Raw genomic sequence first — 17,427 nt, 5'->3', positions numbered from 1 at the left:
TGCCAAACAAAACCTAAAGGGCAGTAAAATTCGGTTTGGCCAAAACGTTGGCAAAACATTTATCCCTTACGGTTGCCTTAGGGTGACAATAACCGTCCGCAGCGCCGAAACCACACTCTGAATATCTTTTCGGTCAAACGTATCTTCTTCTATATAAAAGAGCATCTCTAGGTTAAGGTCCAAGACTTTGGCCAACTCTTCTGGGGAGCCATACCGATCTGCAATCAAATAGGACAGTTGTTCCTTTTGGGTTTTGGTCAAGGGTTTGAGTTTCATCAACCAAAGAAAGGCTGAATCTAGAAAGTATTTAATGCCATGTACGGCAAGTTTCAAAAAAATGGCTCCCTTATTAAATAGAGAGGCTATCCATATAAAATGGGGTAAATTGCGGATATAAAAGAGTTGTAGCTAATTTAAAAATAAAGAGTATGGGAGAGAAAAATGACTAAAGAAGAATATTTTGAATTGACAAAAAAAATTCCTGAAATAGAGAACCTATTAAAAGAACGGATTGAATTAAAATCTAAAATTAATAAGGTTAATCGCAGACTAATCTCATTATCTAAAAAGTATAAGTTTTTAGGAATGGTTGTTTACCCACAAGCCAATGACGACCTATTAGAAGAAAATGTAAAACTCTTATTTAAAGAAATAGGATTTGAAAAAGTTCATAAAGTTGGAAAACAATTAAAAAGAGAAGATTTAAGAATAATACTATCAGACAAAATAATATTAGTAGAAGTTACTGGCACAGTAAACCAAAATTCATCTGACGACAAAACAAGGCAAATGACCAAGCATGTTGACGTAGAAAAAAGCAAAGGAAAAAACTGTCAAGGAATGTTTGTGGTAAATCACGAAAATAACAAGCACTTTAAAGAAAAGACGAAAACACCTTTTACAAAAAACCAAATAAAGTACGCAAAAGCAGGTAAATATACTTTAATGACAACCCAAAGTTTAGTAAATGCTTTTATGTTGGTTAAAACCAAGAAATTAAGTTTATCGGACTTTGAAAAAAGAATATGTGAATATGGTGTAGTAGAATTTTAAAAAAGAGAGTGGAAAATTTCGCCTAATGCTCTTTTATTAGCCTGCATTGTTAGGTTGAATCGTTCAGAGTAAGTGAATGGACGGATTGAATCACCATTCGCCAGAGATAAACCACTCTCTATTTTATATAAAAAGCGTAATTTTTGCTAAATGAATTTTAATTTTCTGACCGAACTAAATTTTTAACTGAATAAAAAACTAGCTACAACATTGTATAAAATTAATTGCTTGATCTCGCCTATTTACGAAAATCCTCTCGCCTTCGCTAAAGCTATGGTGAGCATCGGCGGATTTTCAGTATGGTGTGTACCTGCCTGCCCGCAGACAGGCTTGCAAAGTTAACTACTAAACCACGCAACTACTCATAGCCGAGACCGTTAGCTTTAATTTAAATGAAGTCAAGATCAGAACACAACTTTTTTACGGGAACTGGAATATGGTATTTGATTACTGTATTTTGGGGCTTTGCTCCTTCCTTTTACCTTTCAAAATATTTTGAGAATCCTGACCCATTACCCAATCACCTTGTTATTCACGGAATTGTTTTCACAATTTGGACACTCCTATATGCTGTTCAGGTTTTTCTTATTCGAAATAAAAATTTTCGAGTTCATCAAGTGTTTGGAATTTTCGGACTGTGCATTTTGATGTTAATGATTCCAACAGGAATTTTCCCTTCCATTTATAAAGTTTATGCTGGCACTACCACAATTGATAGTGCCGGACACAATGTTTTTAGATTGTCTTCGGGTTATATCTTATTTGCTTTAGCCTTTATCTACAGAAAAAAAGCTTTTCTTCATAAGCGATTTATGTTAGGTGGGATGGTTATGCTGATGAGCGCAGCAGTATTTCGAATATCGTTTGATTTGAATTTGCAGGATAGTCAACTATTCAATAAGGGACTTCAAGTACTGCCCGCTATTACACTATTCATATTGGATTTGGTTCGATACAAAAAAGTAGTTCTTGTTGACCTTATATCGGTTGTTGCGGTATTTGGCATTTTCTTCTTTGCTGACTATTTCTGGTTGTCAAATTTTGGAGAAGCATTTATGAGCCTCTTGATTTCAATATTTGTAACTCCATTCTTATAAATGAAATATAAAAAACTAGAGCTAAAACCGGCTATAAGTAATTGCTTAGCAACTACTCATAGCCGAGGCCGTTGGCAACAATATGAAAAAACTAATAATTCTTTCCCTTATAACGGTAAGTCTTTCTTCCTGTGAACAGGACCTGAAATGTGCAGACTTTAAAAACGGGACTTTTTTGATTCCCGGAGATTCAATCTACCCCATTAGTTCTAACATAATTCGTAAAAATGGCCGACAAGTTGAATGGGAAAAGGCTGGAGACAGTACACATGCAATTATAAAATATTTAGACGATTGCAACTGGATTTTGACTTATGACACGGAATTGAGTGAACTGGACGAGTTAGAACAATTAATTAATAATTCAGGAGGAGTAAAAGTTGAAGTGTTGGAAATAAAAGGAGATACTCTTTTCTACAATGGGGTTCTGAAAAATGATACTTTACTTTTTGAGCAACCTGGGACTATTATAAAACTGAAATAAATACTGTTGCCAACAAGGGCTATAATTCAGCTTTCCCCTGGAACAGATTAAAAACCATAACTTTAAAAACGGCTGGATTTCTTAGCTGGAAAATCCCGTTGGGATTTCCCAAGCCGAAATCATAGCCGGACCGTTGTAGCCAATAAAAAAATGAGTAAAAAGCTCTATCATATTTCACTAGTTATTTTGCTCTTTTTTGCTCAGACAAATTACAGTCAAAGCATTGATTCAATCGATGTTTTCATTGAAAATGAAATTGAAGTAAGGAAGACACCTGGGTTGTCCATTGCCATTATTCAAAATGGAAAAGTGATTCACAAAAAAGCTTATGGATATAGTGTTGTAGAACATCAAGTACCTGCTAACGTTCATACAATTTATCCATTGGCGTCACTAACAAAACAATTTATTGCTATGGCAATTCTTCTTTTAGAGCAAGATGATAAAATTGAAATTGATGTGCCAATTAATAAATACTTAGATTCCTTACCCCAGAAATGGAAATCTTTGACTTTGAATCAACTTCTTTCGCATACTGCCGGTTTAGCTCCTATGGAAGAAGAGTGGAAAAGTTTAAAACGAGATGGATGGCCAAAGCATGTAACGAGAAAGATGCTATGGGATTCTGCGAAACAGGACTCAATACTTGATAAGCCAGGTAATCAGTTTCGATACCACAACGTCGGATACTCTTTGGCTGTTTTCCTAATTGAGCAAATCACTAAAAATGATCATAGAAGTTTCTTTAAAAAGAGAATTTTCGAACCCCTAGAAATGGATAACACCTTTTTTGAGGACCAAACAAAGGTAACAATGAATCAGGCGGAGGGGTACACGTTAAAGAATGGAGAATTGGCTAAGATATGGCGAGTTGGCCAAGAAGATATTGGTGTGGGTGATGGAATTTATTCCGATATCGAGGATATGATTAAGTGGATGAAGTCAATTAACGACAATACGCTACTAAAACCTAAATTTCAAAGAAAGATGTATACGCAGACCCGTTTGAATAACGGCACTTCGTTTCGCTATGGACTTGGCTGGTGGCTCCCAGAACGTAATGACATATCTTATTACTATCATAATGGAGTAACCGGAACAGAAATATTAAGTATCCCGAAAATTAAATTGGACATTATTATACTTTCAAATTTAGGTCAAGGAGAATTTGATGAAGTTCATTACTGGGGTCTTGCTCAGGAAATTGCTGGCAAGTTTTTTATTAATGAATTCCAACATAGACCAACCCCAACTCCTTTACCCAATAACTTCAAAGACTTTATAGGAACATTTGAGTACGAAAGTGGCGGGGAACTTGAAATCTATTTAAAAAACAACAATATTTATTTAAAGGACAATTACGGAGAAGCTTTGATGGTATATCAAGGTAATAATGTCTTCATTTTAAAAGATGAACCGGTGGAATTTCAATTTTTGAGTGCAAATAGAATTCAAGTTATAGACGAAATCTGGAATGACGATTTTGCAAATAGATTGAAGAATTAAAAACACTGGCTACAACAACGTGTATAATTAATTGCTGCGGAATTTCCTCATCGGAAATTCACACGCATTAATTATCTTGGCCAACAGCGGAAAATGACTTACGCCCTTTTCCGCAACTAATCATACACAAACCGTTGGCAACAAGCCAAAAAGACAATGCAAGATTATGTTGATTTAGCAGAAAAGAATGGTGTTACACTTTTAGATAGTGGGCAATGTCAATTTTGTGGAGCAAAGACAGAAAGAGGAATTCACGAATGCTTAGAGATTTTTAATCTTGGCTTTCAAGAAATTGACTTTTCAAATATTGAAAATCACATATTTAGATTTCTGATTGTTGATGCACACACATTACAACACCCAGAAATTCATGGTAGGTGGAATAATCACTTTCACTTGTCAAGACTTCATTTGATTTTTGAATACGGTATTAAATGGACTTATGAACTTTCACCAAAACTTAGTGATTATCTGAATAAGTATAAAGTTCATAAACAGAATGAAAACCTGACCCCACCAGAAATACTAAAAAGGGGAACCATTACAACAACCGATATTCAAGAAAAGTCAATTGATGATACCGAATGCAAAGAATTGATAAGAAAATGGGCTTTGGAGGTTTATGAAAAATGGAATGCCCACCACCATACTGTAGATGATATTGCGAAAGGATTTTTAAATAGAAAATAAAGAAAAGCCAGTTGCCAATAATGGCTATAATTCACCTGCCGGCAGGCAGGCAGGTTGTGGTTTTGTGCCACACCAAAATAAAAGTATAAATCAAACGGCTGAATTTCGGCGGAATAATCCTGCCTTGCCTGCGCGCCAACTCGCCCGCTGCTTCGCAGACATCGTCACAACGAAATCATAGCCGAGACCGTTGTGTGTCATTAGAACAACTACTTTACGAATGATAAAGAATGTTCCAAGAGAATTTGAATACCAACAATATCTTCGCGAGATACTAATCAAAAGCGAACCACAAATTCCGTTGTACATCGCAACTGAAAAAGATTTCGGAAAAAGCGAGGGAATAAATTATCCCTACAGAAGTCATTTTTATGTTTTCGGCTTATTGCACGAAAGCGAATGCAAACTTCAAATAGGTATTAATACATACGATCTAAAGAAAAAATCACTTACCATAGTGGGGCCTGGAATTGTGAGGAATTGGATATCCAATAACTGGGATATGAGCAATAAAACCGTATTTTTTAAAGAATCACTTTTCAAAAAGCCTTTCTATGATAATTTTCTTTTGGACTACGATTTTTTTAAGGTTGGGGCAAATCACGTTGTCGAGTTGACAGATGAGGGATATTCCAACTTGAATAAGTTGTTCGAAACATTAGAAAAATTCAAAGCTGACCAAAATATTGCCGCAGGTATCCTGTATTCTATTCTTGAGTTCATCAATTCAATCTACTTAGAGAATTCAAGCGAGAATTCGTTCTCGAGGAATGAACAAATCACTCGTGAATTTAATGACCTTTTGACCAAGAATTATCGAACTCAAAAGAGTGTCGGTTTCTATGCCGACAATATGAACATGAGCTCAAAACATCTATCCGAAGTCCTCAAAGAAACTGTTGGCAAAACAGTCAAACAATCTATTGAAGAACTGATATTGATTGAAAGTCAGAGCTTACTCAAACAAACGGCAATGGAAATAAAAGAAATAATGTATTGGTTAGGTTTTGAAGACCAGTCCTATTTCACCAAGTTTTTTAAGAAAAAAACTGGCCTTACCCCCTCGGATTACCGCTCAAACCCTTAAATCCGTAAAAAGTACCATACTAACCGATTTTCTCACTAACACTTGCCTTTTGAGTATTTCAATATTTGTGCTGTAATGATTAATAATTAAAAAGACAGCAATTATGAAAATTCAAAATCTAAATGTAAATCAACTTTCAGCAGACGTTTACAGAAATTATTTGTCGTATCTGAAAGCTATGGACGAAAAAGACATAGAAACTTATGGTAAATTTCTTGCCGATGATGTGGAAATGTGGTTTAACAACGAGCAGTTTGGCATTGGAAAGGAAACCATCTTAAAAGGACTTGGTGAGTATTGGCAAAGTTTTGTGAGTATCGAACACGATTTAACCAATATTTATGGCACAGACAAGAATTATGTGCTCGAGGCCTTAAACCATTACAAGCGGCACGATGGAAGAGATGCTACAGTAAAAGCAGTTGCATTTACTGACTTGAACTACAATGGAAAGGTCAAATCGGTTAGGCTGTATATGGATATGGCGCCGATATTCAAATAAAAACAGCACACAACAATGTATAAACGCAATAGGCGGTTCAGGTCCAAGCTTGAACCGTTTTTGTTTAACTTTAAGCATATTTCTAACGGAAATGCAATGGCTTAAAATCCGCTACTGCGTTTAAACGAGACCGTTGTGCAACATTTCCCATCCTGAAAAGAAATGAATTAATATCTCAGTGAATTATGGTACAATCTATTTTGAAAAAAATATTTTTTGCTTGCATACTTATTCTAGCTAACCACAAAATGGCTGCTCAAGAAAACGGTTGTGATTATTTTGGTTTAACAGAGCCAAATTCCATTCCACAAGATTTTAATCCTGTACTATTGGATTTAAATGGAAGCTTTAAATTTAATATGGAAATTAAAAAATGTGACGAGATATATTTTACTACTATTGATTCGAAGGAAAATATATACTTCTCAAAAATGCGCAATGATAAATGGAGCATGCCAAAAATTGCTTCATTCTCTCACCCAAACTATAGTGATGCAGACCCTTTTTTGACCAGAGAAGGAAATAGAATATATTTTATTTCGGACAGACCAACCCAACCAAATGATAAAAGTCTAGATTGGAATATCTGGTATGCCAATGATGAAAATGGTGTATGGGCAAATCCCAAACCACTTCCTGAGCCTATTAATTCGGACGAATTTGACGAGTATTTCTTCTCAATTTCAGATAAAGGAAATGCTTTCTTCTCTTCAGATAGATCGGGTGGAGAAGGTTCTTTTGATATCTATACTACCAAAGTATTGGATAACAATGAATTTTCGGAACCAAAGAATGTTGGACGACCATTAAGTACAGAAAAATATGAATTTGACCCTTACATTTCACCAGATGAAAGTTTTATAATTTTCTCAATTAACGAAAATGGTAACAGTAGTCTTTATTATAGTACTAGGAATCAAAAGAATAATTGGACAGAACCTCAAAGTTTAGGAGATCAAATTAACATTACACGGCAAGATTTTGCACCGTCACTCTCTGAAGATGGAAAATTTATTTTTTATTCAAATAATGGAAAGTTAAAATGGGTCAGTTCTAAAATAATAAATATACCCTATTAAAGCGTCGCACAACAATGGCTATAAAGTATAGGCCTAACCAAACAAACCGTTCCTACGCTTCATAGCCGGAACGTTACCTGCAATTTGAGCAAAATGATACCAGAAGAATTTATAAAAGCCTATGAAATTGCATTGGCAACACAAAATTGGAAAAATATTGAACCTCTAATTTCCGAATCCATAAGCGTCATATTTTCAGATGGTACTGTCCATTGTGGAAAAAACAAAGTGCAAATTGCTTATGAAAATAATTTTAGCAAAATTAAAAATGAAAAGTATTTAATTGATAATGTAAGATGGCTGAGCAGAGAAGAAAATTTTGCAGTTTATTTATTTGACTTTTATTGGACAGGAGTCGTAAATGGGAAATCTGTTTCTGGAAATGGAATTGGAACTTCTGTTTTAATAAAAGAGGATTGCAGCTGGAAATTATTGACTGAACATTTGGGAAGGAAATCAAATTAAATTGTAAATAAAAACTGCAAGCAACAACGGCTATAATTCATAAGGGCCAGGCGTGATAAACTCATAACCGGGATTGTTGTGAGTCATATAAAAAACAGACTGAAAAAGATGAAACCAAGAGAGCTAATAGAAAAGTGGGTTGAAATATTCAATGAAGGAAATGCAGAAAAAATAACTGAGTTATATCATTTGGACGCGATTAACCATCAAGTAGCCAATGAGCCGATAGAAGGAAAAAAAGCCATTGGAGAAATGTTTGCAACTGAATTTAATACAGCAAATATGACTTGCATTCCTGAAAATATATTTGAGGACGGAGAATGGGCTATTTTGGAATGGAAAGACCCCTTAGGGTTAAGAGGATGTGGATTTTTTAAAGTAGTCGATGAAAAAATTAAGTTTCAACGTGGATATTGGGACAAACTATCATTCTTGAAAATGCATAATCTGCCAATTCCTACTTAATGAAAAAACGAACGCACAACAATGGGTATAATCAATTGCTACTCCCCCTACTCTTATAAAGTTATTACTTTTAATGGGGTGATTCATGAGTGGACAAATTCCTGTGGAATTACCCACAACGGAATCATAGCCGGGACCGTTGGCATGCATTAAAGAAAATGATTTGAGACACCTTATTAATATACTGACAATTTCCTGCCTACTAACAGTATTGTCCTGTGAGCAGCCCAAGACAATTACATCTGATGAGAAAATTGAAGTTAGTGACAACGTCCGACAAACGCTGACCGATTATTATAACGACATTCGAGAATTAGGACTTACGGCTGAATTCAAATACCTTGATAATTCCAAGGATTTTTTCTGGACTCCTCCCGGATACTCATCATCCATTTCTTATGATTCCGTAGCTACGATACTCAATCATAGTGCACCATTGTATCAATCCATTGACAACCAGTGGGACTCACTACGAATCACCGTTTTAACTAAAGAACTTGCGGCGTACACAGGTAGATTGCGTTCGACAATGACAGACACATCAGGACAAGTCTTTAAGCTAAAGCTTGTTGAAACTGGACTTCTAATCAAACGACATGATGGTTGGAAACTATTATGCGGACAGACTGCGACAACATCGGACTGAGTAATGAAATAAAAACAACGAAACGCCAACAATGGCTATAACTAATGGGACCGTCCTCGCCTACTTTGGAAATTCCGCAGGAATTTCCAACCTGGCATGTACCTGCCTGCCGGCAGGCTTGCAAAGTTGAGTGCTAAACCACGCATCTACTTATAGCCGAGACCGTTAGCCACAAGCTAAAAAATCCGTAAATGAACGAAATCAGAAAGTTTATTGAAAATATCTCTCCAATGACCGATTCTGATTGGCAGTTTTTCTCCTCAAAATTGCAAGAAGTAGAGCTCAAAAAACATTCTATTCTATTGAAATTTGGAGAGGTTGAGAACCATTTGTCTTTTATAACAAAAGGAATCGTCAGACTTTATGTTCCCTTGGAAGAAGTCGATCTAACTTTTGGTTTTTTGTTCGAAAATGAATTTGTCACTGGGTATGATTCATTTTTAACACAAACCCCTTCTGAATACCAAATTGAAACGTTGACAGATACCATTTTATGGAAAATTTCGCACAAAGACCTAGAAGAAGTCTATGAAAGAACAAGCAGTGGAAATAGTATCGGACGAAAAATGGCTGAAAATATGTTTTTAATAAAATCAAAGAGAGAACTTTCCTTATTGAGTAAAACGGCTGAAGAACGATATTTGGACTTATTCTCTGACCGGCCAAAATTGTTGCAACAAATTCCATTAAAATATATTGCATCATACATTGGTGTAACTCCACAAGCATTAAGCAGGATACGAAGGCGCATTACTTAACCTGGGTTCATTGTTTTTACTTCGGTGTTTTCTGACCTTTACACTTCTATAATTCAGAAAAACATGAAACCGCTAATTGTACTATTATTAAGTTTTACTATCTCCATTTTTGTAATTAAAATCATCAAAAAAGAATATGATTTTGCTTTGTCCGCCAGAATTGCCATGTCAACAATGCTGGTATTTACGGCTATTGGACATTTCGTATTTACAAAAGGAATGTCAATGATGGTACCTAAATTTGTTCCTTTCAAAGAAAGTTTTGTCTACCTAACAGGAGTATTTGAAATCTTAATGGCAATAGGGCTTCTAATTCCCAGATTTAAATATCTATCTGGGTGGGCACTGATTATTTTTCTTCTGCTAATGCTACCAGCCAATATTTATGCTTCAATAAACAATGTAAATTATCAAAAAGGAACATTCGACGGAAATGGTCTCGCGTATTTGTGGTTTAGAATTCCTTTACAAATCCTTTTTATAGTTTGGACTTATATCTGTTCAATCCGAATGTAATCTCAAGGAAAAGTCAGTGGCTAACAAGGTGTATTATTCATAGCGGCTGAATTTCCTGTCGGAAATTCAATCTTATCAATTATCTTTCGGTTACTACGGAAAATGACTCGCGTCAATTCCCGCATCTAATCGTACACAACACCGTTAACTGCAAGCACTTCCATCTATGAAAATCTTATCTCGAGGAGAGTATTACGGAAACCGAAATTCGGAACGTTCATTTAACGGGATTTTGTTGTCGCAGTACGACTATTCTGGAGATAAAACGGATTGGCATTACCATGAAAATCCATACTTCATGTATGTTTTGCAGGGTGATATGAAAGACTGCAATACACGGGTCAAAACACTCTGCCCCTCTGGGAGTCTTATGTTTAACAATTGGCAAGAGCCACACTATGGCTCAAAGCATTCTGATTATGCCGGCGGATTTCATTTGGAATTTGAGAAAGACTGGCTTAAAAAAAACGGAATCTCTTTACAGGTATGGGAGGGCAGCCAACTGATTCAAAATCCGCAATTACACCTGCTTTTCGCACATCTTTATAGTGAATTTGCGCTTTCGGACACGTTGAGCGAAGTCTCGGTTGAGGTATTATTACTTCAAATCTGCGAGGCGTTGAGCGAGATAAAACAAACCAACGCGCTTAAGCATCCTAGCTGGGTAGATGACCTAAAAGAATTGCTGCATTACGATACGGCGACTTTGAGCCTCGACTATTTATCCCGCCAACTCAATGTACATCCCGTACACATTTCGAGAGCCGCGCCCAAATACCTTTCCATGAGCCTTGGCGGATACATAAGGCAACAGAAACTAAAAAAGGCGCTTCCGCTTCTGCTAAATTCCTCTTTGAATTTGACGGAGATTAGCTACCAAGTTGGGTTTTCGGACCAAAGTCATTTCAACCGTGTCTTCAAATCCCATTTTAAGATGTCCCCAAGCCAATATCGAAAAATGATCATCAAAAAATTCTGATGTTAATTTTATACAATTTCTAAGCCTTGTGACACGCTACCTTTACAACTCAAATCTTTCAAACAATGCGTAAATCCCTAGCCATCTTAGTGTTTCTGACTGTAAGTGCATTGATAAGTTGTGCTCAAAATAACAAGCAAGATTATCAAGGTGAGTGGATTGGCTTCTTGCCTGATAAAAGCAGCTTCAATTTTAAGGTGACCCTAGAGAAATTGGAAAACAACACATATCATCTCACCATTGCGAATGACAAAATTCTCATCGATGAAGATTTGGTCTCCTCCCGCGAAAAGGGTCTGCTGTCCGATGTAGATGAACAATTGTTTTTTGATTTAAAGTATGGCGATGACAGCCAAGCGCTTACAGGATTTATTAAAAGCGGAAAGTTACTTTACCATGTAAGCATACCTCATGTAGGTGATAACAAATTTGTGGGGGCCTGGAACCCCTTTATGTTAGATAATGGTTTGCAGTCAGACGACATTATGCTTTACATGGAACATACGGAAGAGGGCAATTATCTGGCTTATCCCTTTTTTGGAGACCAAAGATTTAGAGGAACCTATACCGGGGACTTTAAAAAGCAAGCAGATACCCTACTATTTAGAGACGACAATACGGGATTTAATTTTCGTGCTGAGCTATTGGAAAGTACGATTGAGCTCGAGATTTTTTTGACCGATGTCCTAATTACAAAAACAAGTTTGAGGCCTTCTGATGATGGTTGGGAATACACCTCGGCACCAGTGGAACAAGCTCAAAATACCGATACCCCTGCACAATTAAACGATGGCTGGTCCACAGCCCATATCAGTGAATATGGTATCAATAAAAGCCAGCTGCTCAGATTGATTGATGGCGTTCGCGCTAAAAAATTGGTGAACACCCACAGTGTGCTCATTGCCAAAGAAAACAATTTGGTGTTTGAAACCTATTTTGATGGTTTTAATGCCCATATACCACATGATCTAAGATCTGCCTCAAAAAGTATCTCCTCGGCCATGATCGGTATCGGCATTGAGGATCAATTCATAAAGGGTGTTGATGAGCTTTTATATGACTATGTACCTCAGGAATACCAATACACCAAAGACTCGTTAAAATCAAAAATAAGAATCAAGGATTTGCTTACCATGAGCTCTGGATTGGATGTAAATAATCTAGCTTACGAGGACTATTACCAAGATCCGGAGAATCCCAATAGCTGGCTCAAAACCGTTTTGGAGGCTCCCATGGTTCAAAAGCCGGGCGCTTATGCCGATTATGGCTCTGCCAACCCTTTTCTGTTGGGTATTTGTCTCAATGAGCGGCTAGATACTCCCTTGGAAACCTACATGGACGAAAAACTTTTCGCTCCTTTGGGAATAACCAATTATATCAATCAAACCGATGATTCAAAAGTTACCCCCTACTTCGGCGGCGGTATGCTTTTGACTCCTAGAGATTTGCTCAAATTCGGGCAACTCTACTTAAACAAAGGCCAGTGGAATGGAAAACAAATTCTCTCAAAATCTTGGGTTGAAGAATCGTTTGAAAAGCACGTACAATTGCAAGACGTACGAGATAAAAATCAATATGGTTATCTATGGTGGCATGATACGTATACCATCAACGGAAGAGAAATTGAGTCCATAGAGGCCCGAGGAGCTGGTGGACAGTTCATTTTTATACTTCCCGCACTTGAATCCGTAGTGGTCATTACCTCAGGTAATTTTAGAAACGGCAAAGGCAATCAGAGCCGAGATATTTTAGAAGAGTTTCTACTTCCTGCACTGCTCAATTAAAAATTCGATTTATACCGTGCTAATTTCGCCGCGGACAGATTTACCATTGGAAAATTTTACGATCCACTATCTTTAGGCTAAAGCTGAATCAATTCCTTTCCCCTGACGAAAACAAAATCGATATGCAAAAATTGGTAAAACAATGGTTTGCGAAATGGAACCAAGGCGATTTCCACAATTTGCCCATCGCTGACAATTTTACGCATACTAGTCCCTTTGGGACCATAGAAGGCAAACAAGCCTACATTGCTTTGGTTGAGGCAAACAAGGACAAATTCTTGGGCTATACGTTTAAGATCCATGATGAAATGTATGAAGAGGATAAGGCCTGTGTTCGCTACACGGCCCAACAAGGCGAAGATTTTAAATTGGATGTAAGTGAGTGGTATTATAGGAAGGATAATCTCATCGGAGATATAGTATCGTACTATCATATCGGCGAAATTCAGGAGGATCGGAAAATTGAGGACTATGAAACCTAAAAACCCAAGGATAACCATTCACATGGTTTCAAGTCTTGATGGTTTTGTCGCCAAAGAGAACGGAAGCGTTTCTTGGATGCATTCCAAAGATACCTATGAGAAAGGCGTTGAGCTCACTAAAGAGTACATTGCCGATTTTTTGGCTTCCATCGATTGTTATGTTATGGGTTCCCGTACCTACGAACATGCCGTTGAACTGGGTTGGCCCTATGGCGAGGTTCCCGTTTTCGTCTTGACCCACCGGAACCTTGAATCAGAAAGGAAGAGTGTACATTTCCTATCTGGCGACCTGACGGAAATAGTTACTGAGCAGTTAAAGCCTAACTTTACCAATATTTGGATGGTAGGGGGAACCATGCTCACAAAAAAATTCCTCCAATTGGGACTGGCCGATGAAATTAACATCACCATCATACCAACGCTTCTGGGAAGCGGGACCCTTTTCTTTGACCATATTGAAAAAGAGAACACCTTACATTTAAAGGATGTTATCGCCTTTAAGGACGGAATGGTCGAACTGGTATATGAGATAGTAAAGGAATGAAAACTAGCCTTGTTAAAATATCTGTCGGTCAAGCTGCGGTCATCGCAGGTATTGCTATTGTTTCCATGACCATAGCTGCCGTGGTTGCCACAGATGTAAGCATCGGCAAACTCACCATTTCAGAAGATCCAACAGCCACGTTTGAAAATATAAAAAACAACCAAATGCTATTCAGAATAGGGGTTCTGAGTTGGATTGTGGTGCTTGTAAGTGACATTGTTGCCGCTTGGGGGCTTTACCTTTTTTTCAAACCGATCAGTGAAGGCATTTCGTTGGTTTCAGCATGGTTGAGAATTGTTTACACCGCTATTTTGGGAACCTCAATTTTAAACTTTAGCTATATTCTTGAACTGTTTAACACTGATTATCAACAAATCATCTTTGGTGAACCACACTTGGTATCGCAAACTTGGATATTTTTGACCAGATTTGATACGTCTTGGTCGATAGGTTTGATCATTTTTGCCCTGCATATTTTGGCACTCGGTTACCTTTGTTTAAAATCGAACTATGTGCCCAAGCTGATCTCTATTTTTTTGGTTATTGGTGGTATGGGCTATTTCATAATCCACACGTCCAGATTACTGGTGCCAGAATATCAAAGTGCTATTGAAATCCTTAATTGGATTTTTATATTGCCCATGTTGTCAGAAGTTGCTTTAGGCATATGGTTATTGGTCAAAGGAAAAAATATCCAAAAGTGAATAAGGAGAATGTTCCAATGAATATTGAGTTTAAGAGTCTTGGGGAAATTGACAAATCAAGTATCATTGATTTGATGAACAACCCTTTGGTGCGAAGACAAATGCCCTTATTAAAAGGGGATTTTGACGAAAAGGATTGTGATAACTTTGTAGCCTCTAAAGAACGGCTTTGGAAAGAACATGGCTATGGCCCGTGGGCTTTTGTAATCGATGATCAGTTTGCTGGTTGGGGTGGCATACAACCTGAAGATGGCGAAGCAGACCTGGCATTGGTATTACATCCAGAATATTGGGGCATGGGCAAAGTCTTATATAAGGAAATCATCCGTAGGGCCTTTAATGAACTAGGTGTACATTCGATTCAGGTATTGTTTCCCCCTACCAGAACCCGAATAAAAGGATTATTGCGGCTTGGCTTTAAAAAGGAAAAAGAAGTGCAGATTGGCAACGAGCAATTCATTAAATATAAACTGGATAATCCCAATAACGCGGTTTGACCGCAAAGTGACAAAAAACAAAAAATCAAGCTTTAAAAATGACAAAACAACATCTGCCCTACTTCACCATTCCCCTATTTGTGCTTTTGATCTCATGCGCAGTTTTCACTGGGTCATTTACTCCTAATGAAAATTCAGCCAACAGTCCAACTAGTATTCAAAATTCGCCATTCAATACCTTGGTATGGTCCGATGAATTTAGCGGCACCGGAGCCATTGATTCTGAGAAATGGTTTCTTCAAACCCAACTTCCTCCAGGGGGCAGTTGGTGGGGCGGGTTGATCCAGCACTATACGGACAGAACGGAAAACACCTATGTGGAGAATGGACATCTAAACCTCGTTGCCAAGAAGGAAAAATTTAGGGACCAAGGTAAGACCAAAGAATATACCTCTGCCCGATTAAATTCTAAATTTGCCTTCACCTATGGTCGGATTGAAATTAGGGCCAAATTGCCAAAAGGTATCGGCACTTGGCCAGCGATATGGATGCTAAACACAAACATAGATGAGGACGGTGCTTACTGGGAAAATAAGGGTTTTGGAACCACCAAATGGCCCCATTGTGGTGAAATTGACATTTTGGAACATTGGGGGAAAAACCAAGATTATGTGTCGAGCGCAGTACATAACGGCTCAAGTTATGGGGATTATGTCGAGAACCTTGGCGGTCAAACCATAGAAAATGCCTCGGACGAATTTCACATTTATACCTTGGAATGGACCAAAGAAAAGCTAGCTTTCAGCGTTGATGGAGTCGAACACTATCAATATAGCCCCGAGGTTAAGGATTCCAAAACATGGCCTTATAATTCAGATTACTACTTGATATTGAACATCGCCATTCAACCCGATATTGACCCTAACTTTATGGAAAGTGCGATGGTTGTGGATTACATCCGAATATTTCAATAGATTCCCAAAGTAACAGGGCATCCTCCTATGTGACTAATAAATAAAGAAGATGCAAATGAATGTTTCCAAAAGAATAGTTCCAATCCTAGTCTTCACTATCTTCAGTTGCAATACCAAAGATTATAAGGCCCCTGCAGAAACTTCTGAAATGAAACAGCTTATGGAACCCAACTTCAAGCCTGAAAATTTGGCCACCTTTAAATGGATGAATACGCCAAAATCCTTCGAAATAGTAAATGGAACTTTGAAAGTCGTAGCTGGAAAAGGAACAGACTTTTTTAATAATCCGGAAGACAATTCCATAACCTCATCGGCGCCATTTCTATTTCAAGAAGTCCAAGGTGATTTTGTTACAAAAGCTTTAGTACGACCCGACTTTTCCTCATTATGGAATGCCATTGCCCTTATGGTTCATATAGATAACAATAACTGGATAAAATTTGCCTTTGAGAATTCAGATGCAACCGGTAAGAGTATCGTTACCGTCGTCACAAAAAATGTTTCAGATGATGCCAACGGGGTGATCCTTCATAATCAGGACGAAGTCTGGCTAAAACTAATTCGAAAAGGCAATATCTATTCAATGCTTTGGTCGATAGACGGAAAAAACTTCAAAATGGCTCGATTAAGCACTTTGCCTCAGGCTGATTCCATTAAAATTGGAATAGAAGTTCAAAGTCCGGTTGGTGAATCTGCAACCCATGAAATTGATTTTTTTGATATCACAAAAACGACCGTCAAGGATTTGAGAAAAGGGGAATGAAAACTACTGACACATCCCCTTGAATCCAAAATCTTTAGGAAAAAGCAGAAACAGACATCTTCAAAGGAACTATCATAGGTTTCATTGCATCATAAAGTTACCTCTTGAAAATTGATAAAGTTGGGCATGTCTGCGCACAATGGATATAGCTTAGAGGTAAATGTTTTGTTATAATCCGTCTGCTTGTGCACCAACTCGGCTTTCTCATCGGTAAATCCTACCAAATGGGAGAACCGACAAGGATCTTCTTTCTCATGGAAGGATCTGTACATAATGGTGTTTGGTTCATTAGCCCTGATTTCCGCCATGAATTCACGTATAATAATCTTGACAAATTCAAGATCTTTAGAATCTCTTATTTTGTAATCTGCTCTTACAAAAATCATGGTCTATTTTTTAGTGATTAATTGTC

22 protein-coding genes are annotated in these 17,427 nt (G+C 37.4%); 20 read left to right on the top strand and 2 right to left on the bottom strand.

Features of this window, described 5'->3' with window-relative positions; all coding sequences use genetic code 11:
- Positions 1-66 precede the first annotated feature (66 nt).
- Positions 67-276, bottom strand: a complete 210-nt coding sequence (locus tag EW142_RS14385; RefSeq protein ID WP_130615014.1) for a hypothetical protein — start codon at positions 274-276, stop codon at positions 67-69.
- A 165-nt stretch (positions 277-441) separates the two neighbouring features.
- Between EW142_RS14385 and EW142_RS14380 the strand changes: the two genes are divergently transcribed.
- The 20 genes from EW142_RS14380 to EW142_RS14280 all read left to right on the top strand — a co-directional run bounded on the left by EW142_RS14380 (position 442) and on the right by EW142_RS14280 (position 17,015).
- Positions 442-1,053, top strand: a complete 612-nt coding sequence (locus EW142_RS14380) for a hypothetical protein (RefSeq protein ID WP_130615012.1) — start codon at positions 442-444, stop codon at positions 1,051-1,053.
- Positions 1,054-1,445: 392 nt separating this feature from the next.
- Positions 1,446-2,150 carry a hypothetical protein gene (locus EW142_RS14375; RefSeq protein WP_130615010.1) on the top strand — a complete coding sequence of 235 codons (705 nt, stop codon included), beginning with the start codon at positions 1,446-1,448 and terminating at the stop codon, positions 2,148-2,150.
- 82 nt (positions 2,151-2,232) lie between these two features.
- Positions 2,233-2,634, top strand: a complete 402-nt coding sequence (locus tag EW142_RS14370; RefSeq protein ID WP_130615008.1) for an LPS-assembly lipoprotein LptE — start codon at positions 2,233-2,235, stop codon at positions 2,632-2,634.
- 150 nt (positions 2,635-2,784) lie between these two features.
- Complete coding sequence (locus tag EW142_RS14365) at positions 2,785-4,140, top strand: serine hydrolase domain-containing protein (RefSeq protein WP_130615007.1); 1,356 nt, start codon at positions 2,785-2,787, stop codon at positions 4,138-4,140.
- A gap of 156 nt (positions 4,141-4,296) precedes the next feature.
- Positions 4,297-4,830 (top strand): DUF5946 family protein, encoded by a 534-nt coding sequence (locus tag EW142_RS14360; RefSeq protein WP_130615005.1) that lies wholly within the window; start codon positions 4,297-4,299, stop codon positions 4,828-4,830.
- 220 nt (positions 4,831-5,050) lie between these two features.
- Positions 5,051-5,917 carry a helix-turn-helix domain-containing protein gene (locus EW142_RS14355; protein WP_130615003.1) on the top strand — a complete coding sequence of 289 codons (867 nt, stop codon included), beginning with the start codon at positions 5,051-5,053 and terminating at the stop codon, positions 5,915-5,917.
- A gap of 103 nt (positions 5,918-6,020) precedes the next feature.
- Positions 6,021-6,419, top strand: a complete 399-nt coding sequence (locus EW142_RS14350) for a nuclear transport factor 2 family protein (RefSeq protein ID WP_130615001.1) — start codon at positions 6,021-6,023, stop codon at positions 6,417-6,419.
- 185 nt (positions 6,420-6,604) lie between these two features.
- Positions 6,605-7,498 (top strand): TolB family protein, encoded by an 894-nt coding sequence (locus EW142_RS14345; RefSeq protein WP_130614999.1) that lies wholly within the window; start codon positions 6,605-6,607, stop codon positions 7,496-7,498.
- Between the two features lie 93 nt (positions 7,499-7,591).
- Complete coding sequence (locus tag EW142_RS14340; protein ID WP_130614997.1) at positions 7,592-7,963, top strand: nuclear transport factor 2 family protein; 372 nt, start codon at positions 7,592-7,594, stop codon at positions 7,961-7,963.
- A gap of 108 nt (positions 7,964-8,071) precedes the next feature.
- On the top strand, positions 8,072-8,428 hold the full coding sequence (locus EW142_RS14335; protein WP_130614995.1) for a nuclear transport factor 2 family protein: 357 nt from the start codon (positions 8,072-8,074) through the stop codon (positions 8,426-8,428).
- A gap of 837 nt (positions 8,429-9,265) precedes the next feature.
- Positions 9,266-9,832 (top strand): Crp/Fnr family transcriptional regulator, encoded by a 567-nt coding sequence (locus EW142_RS14325; protein ID WP_130614991.1) that lies wholly within the window; start codon positions 9,266-9,268, stop codon positions 9,830-9,832.
- Positions 9,833-9,895: 63 nt separating this feature from the next.
- Positions 9,896-10,348, top strand: a complete 453-nt coding sequence (locus tag EW142_RS14320) for a DoxX family protein (protein ID WP_130614989.1) — start codon at positions 9,896-9,898, stop codon at positions 10,346-10,348.
- Positions 10,349-10,514: 166 nt separating this feature from the next.
- A complete protein-coding gene (locus EW142_RS14315) occupies positions 10,515-11,327 on the top strand; it encodes a helix-turn-helix domain-containing protein (protein WP_130614988.1) in 813 nt (270 codons plus the stop codon).
- 65 nt (positions 11,328-11,392) lie between these two features.
- Positions 11,393-13,111 (top strand): serine hydrolase domain-containing protein, encoded by a 1,719-nt coding sequence (locus EW142_RS14310; protein WP_130614986.1) that lies wholly within the window; start codon positions 11,393-11,395, stop codon positions 13,109-13,111.
- A gap of 122 nt (positions 13,112-13,233) precedes the next feature.
- Positions 13,234-13,593 carry a nuclear transport factor 2 family protein gene (locus EW142_RS14305; protein WP_130614984.1) on the top strand — a complete coding sequence of 120 codons (360 nt, stop codon included), beginning with the start codon at positions 13,234-13,236 and terminating at the stop codon, positions 13,591-13,593.
- Positions 13,583-14,137, top strand: coding sequence for a dihydrofolate reductase family protein (locus tag EW142_RS14300; protein WP_130614982.1), 555 nt, complete (start codon positions 13,583-13,585; stop codon positions 14,135-14,137). Before EW142_RS14305 ends, EW142_RS14300 begins: the two co-directional genes overlap by 11 nt.
- Complete coding sequence (locus EW142_RS14295) at positions 14,134-14,841, top strand: DUF4386 domain-containing protein (RefSeq protein WP_130614980.1); 708 nt, start codon at positions 14,134-14,136, stop codon at positions 14,839-14,841. Before EW142_RS14300 ends, EW142_RS14295 begins: the two co-directional genes overlap by 4 nt.
- Positions 14,838-15,338, top strand: a complete 501-nt coding sequence (locus EW142_RS14290) for a GNAT family N-acetyltransferase (protein WP_205783287.1) — start codon at positions 14,838-14,840, stop codon at positions 15,336-15,338. Before EW142_RS14295 ends, EW142_RS14290 begins: the two co-directional genes overlap by 4 nt.
- A 38-nt stretch (positions 15,339-15,376) precedes the next feature.
- Complete coding sequence (locus tag EW142_RS14285) at positions 15,377-16,252, top strand: glycoside hydrolase family 16 protein (protein WP_130614978.1); 876 nt, start codon at positions 15,377-15,379, stop codon at positions 16,250-16,252.
- A gap of 55 nt (positions 16,253-16,307) precedes the next feature.
- A complete protein-coding gene (locus EW142_RS14280) occupies positions 16,308-17,015 on the top strand; it encodes a DUF1349 domain-containing protein (protein WP_165395286.1) in 708 nt (235 codons plus the stop codon).
- Between the two features lie 89 nt (positions 17,016-17,104).
- Here the strand turns inward: EW142_RS14280 and EW142_RS14275 are convergent, their stop codons facing one another.
- Positions 17,105-17,401, bottom strand: a complete 297-nt coding sequence (locus tag EW142_RS14275; RefSeq protein WP_130614974.1) for a putative quinol monooxygenase — start codon at positions 17,399-17,401, stop codon at positions 17,105-17,107.
- Positions 17,402-17,427 lie beyond the last annotated feature (26 nt).

This window comes from Flagellimonas allohymeniacidonis, from assembly GCF_004296335.1.
In the GTDB taxonomy this organism is placed as follows: Bacteria; Bacteroidota; Bacteroidia; order Flavobacteriales; family Flavobacteriaceae; genus Flagellimonas; species Flagellimonas allohymeniacidonis.
This window is presented reverse-complemented; position numbering and strand designations above follow the sequence as displayed.

What these genes read in the sequence shown, in the direction of transcription:
- EW142_RS14375 (WP_130615010.1), top strand. Translation starts at nt 1,446, where the DNA reads ATGAAGTCAAGATCAGAACACAACTTTTTTACGGGAACTGGAATATGG.
- EW142_RS14300 (WP_130614982.1), top strand. Translation starts at nt 13,583, where the DNA reads ATGAAACCTAAAAACCCAAGGATAACCATTCACATGGTTTCAAGTCTT.
- EW142_RS14315 (WP_130614988.1), top strand. Translation starts at nt 10,515, where the DNA reads ATGAAAATCTTATCTCGAGGAGAGTATTACGGAAACCGAAATTCGGAA.
- EW142_RS14380 (WP_130615012.1), top strand. Translation starts at nt 442, where the DNA reads ATGACTAAAGAAGAATATTTTGAATTGACAAAAAAAATTCCTGAAATA.
- EW142_RS14280 (WP_165395286.1), top strand. Translation starts at nt 16,308, where the DNA reads ATGAATGTTTCCAAAAGAATAGTTCCAATCCTAGTCTTCACTATCTTC.
- EW142_RS14355 (WP_130615003.1), top strand. Translation starts at nt 5,051, where the DNA reads ATGATAAAGAATGTTCCAAGAGAATTTGAATACCAACAATATCTTCGC.
- EW142_RS14365 (WP_130615007.1), top strand. Translation starts at nt 2,785, where the DNA reads ATGAGTAAAAAGCTCTATCATATTTCACTAGTTATTTTGCTCTTTTTT.
- EW142_RS14345 (WP_130614999.1), top strand. Translation starts at nt 6,605, where the DNA reads ATGGTACAATCTATTTTGAAAAAAATATTTTTTGCTTGCATACTTATT.
- EW142_RS14285 (WP_130614978.1), top strand. Translation starts at nt 15,377, where the DNA reads ATGACAAAACAACATCTGCCCTACTTCACCATTCCCCTATTTGTGCTT.
- EW142_RS14360 (WP_130615005.1), top strand. Translation starts at nt 4,297, where the DNA reads ATGCAAGATTATGTTGATTTAGCAGAAAAGAATGGTGTTACACTTTTA.
- EW142_RS14385 (WP_130615014.1), bottom strand. Translation starts at nt 276, where the DNA reads ATGAAACTCAAACCCTTGACCAAAACCCAAAAGGAACAACTGTCCTAT.
- EW142_RS14325 (WP_130614991.1), top strand. Translation starts at nt 9,266, where the DNA reads ATGAACGAAATCAGAAAGTTTATTGAAAATATCTCTCCAATGACCGAT.
- EW142_RS14340 (WP_130614997.1), top strand. Translation starts at nt 7,592, where the DNA reads ATGATACCAGAAGAATTTATAAAAGCCTATGAAATTGCATTGGCAACA.
- EW142_RS14350 (WP_130615001.1), top strand. Translation starts at nt 6,021, where the DNA reads ATGAAAATTCAAAATCTAAATGTAAATCAACTTTCAGCAGACGTTTAC.
- EW142_RS14370 (WP_130615008.1), top strand. Translation starts at nt 2,233, where the DNA reads ATGAAAAAACTAATAATTCTTTCCCTTATAACGGTAAGTCTTTCTTCC.
- EW142_RS14310 (WP_130614986.1), top strand. Translation starts at nt 11,393, where the DNA reads ATGCGTAAATCCCTAGCCATCTTAGTGTTTCTGACTGTAAGTGCATTG.
- EW142_RS14305 (WP_130614984.1), top strand. Translation starts at nt 13,234, where the DNA reads ATGCAAAAATTGGTAAAACAATGGTTTGCGAAATGGAACCAAGGCGAT.
- EW142_RS14275 (WP_130614974.1), bottom strand. Translation starts at nt 17,401, where the DNA reads ATGATTTTTGTAAGAGCAGATTACAAAATAAGAGATTCTAAAGATCTT.
- EW142_RS14295 (WP_130614980.1), top strand. Translation starts at nt 14,134, where the DNA reads ATGAAAACTAGCCTTGTTAAAATATCTGTCGGTCAAGCTGCGGTCATC.
- EW142_RS14320 (WP_130614989.1), top strand. Translation starts at nt 9,896, where the DNA reads ATGAAACCGCTAATTGTACTATTATTAAGTTTTACTATCTCCATTTTT.
- EW142_RS14335 (WP_130614995.1), top strand. Translation starts at nt 8,072, where the DNA reads ATGAAACCAAGAGAGCTAATAGAAAAGTGGGTTGAAATATTCAATGAA.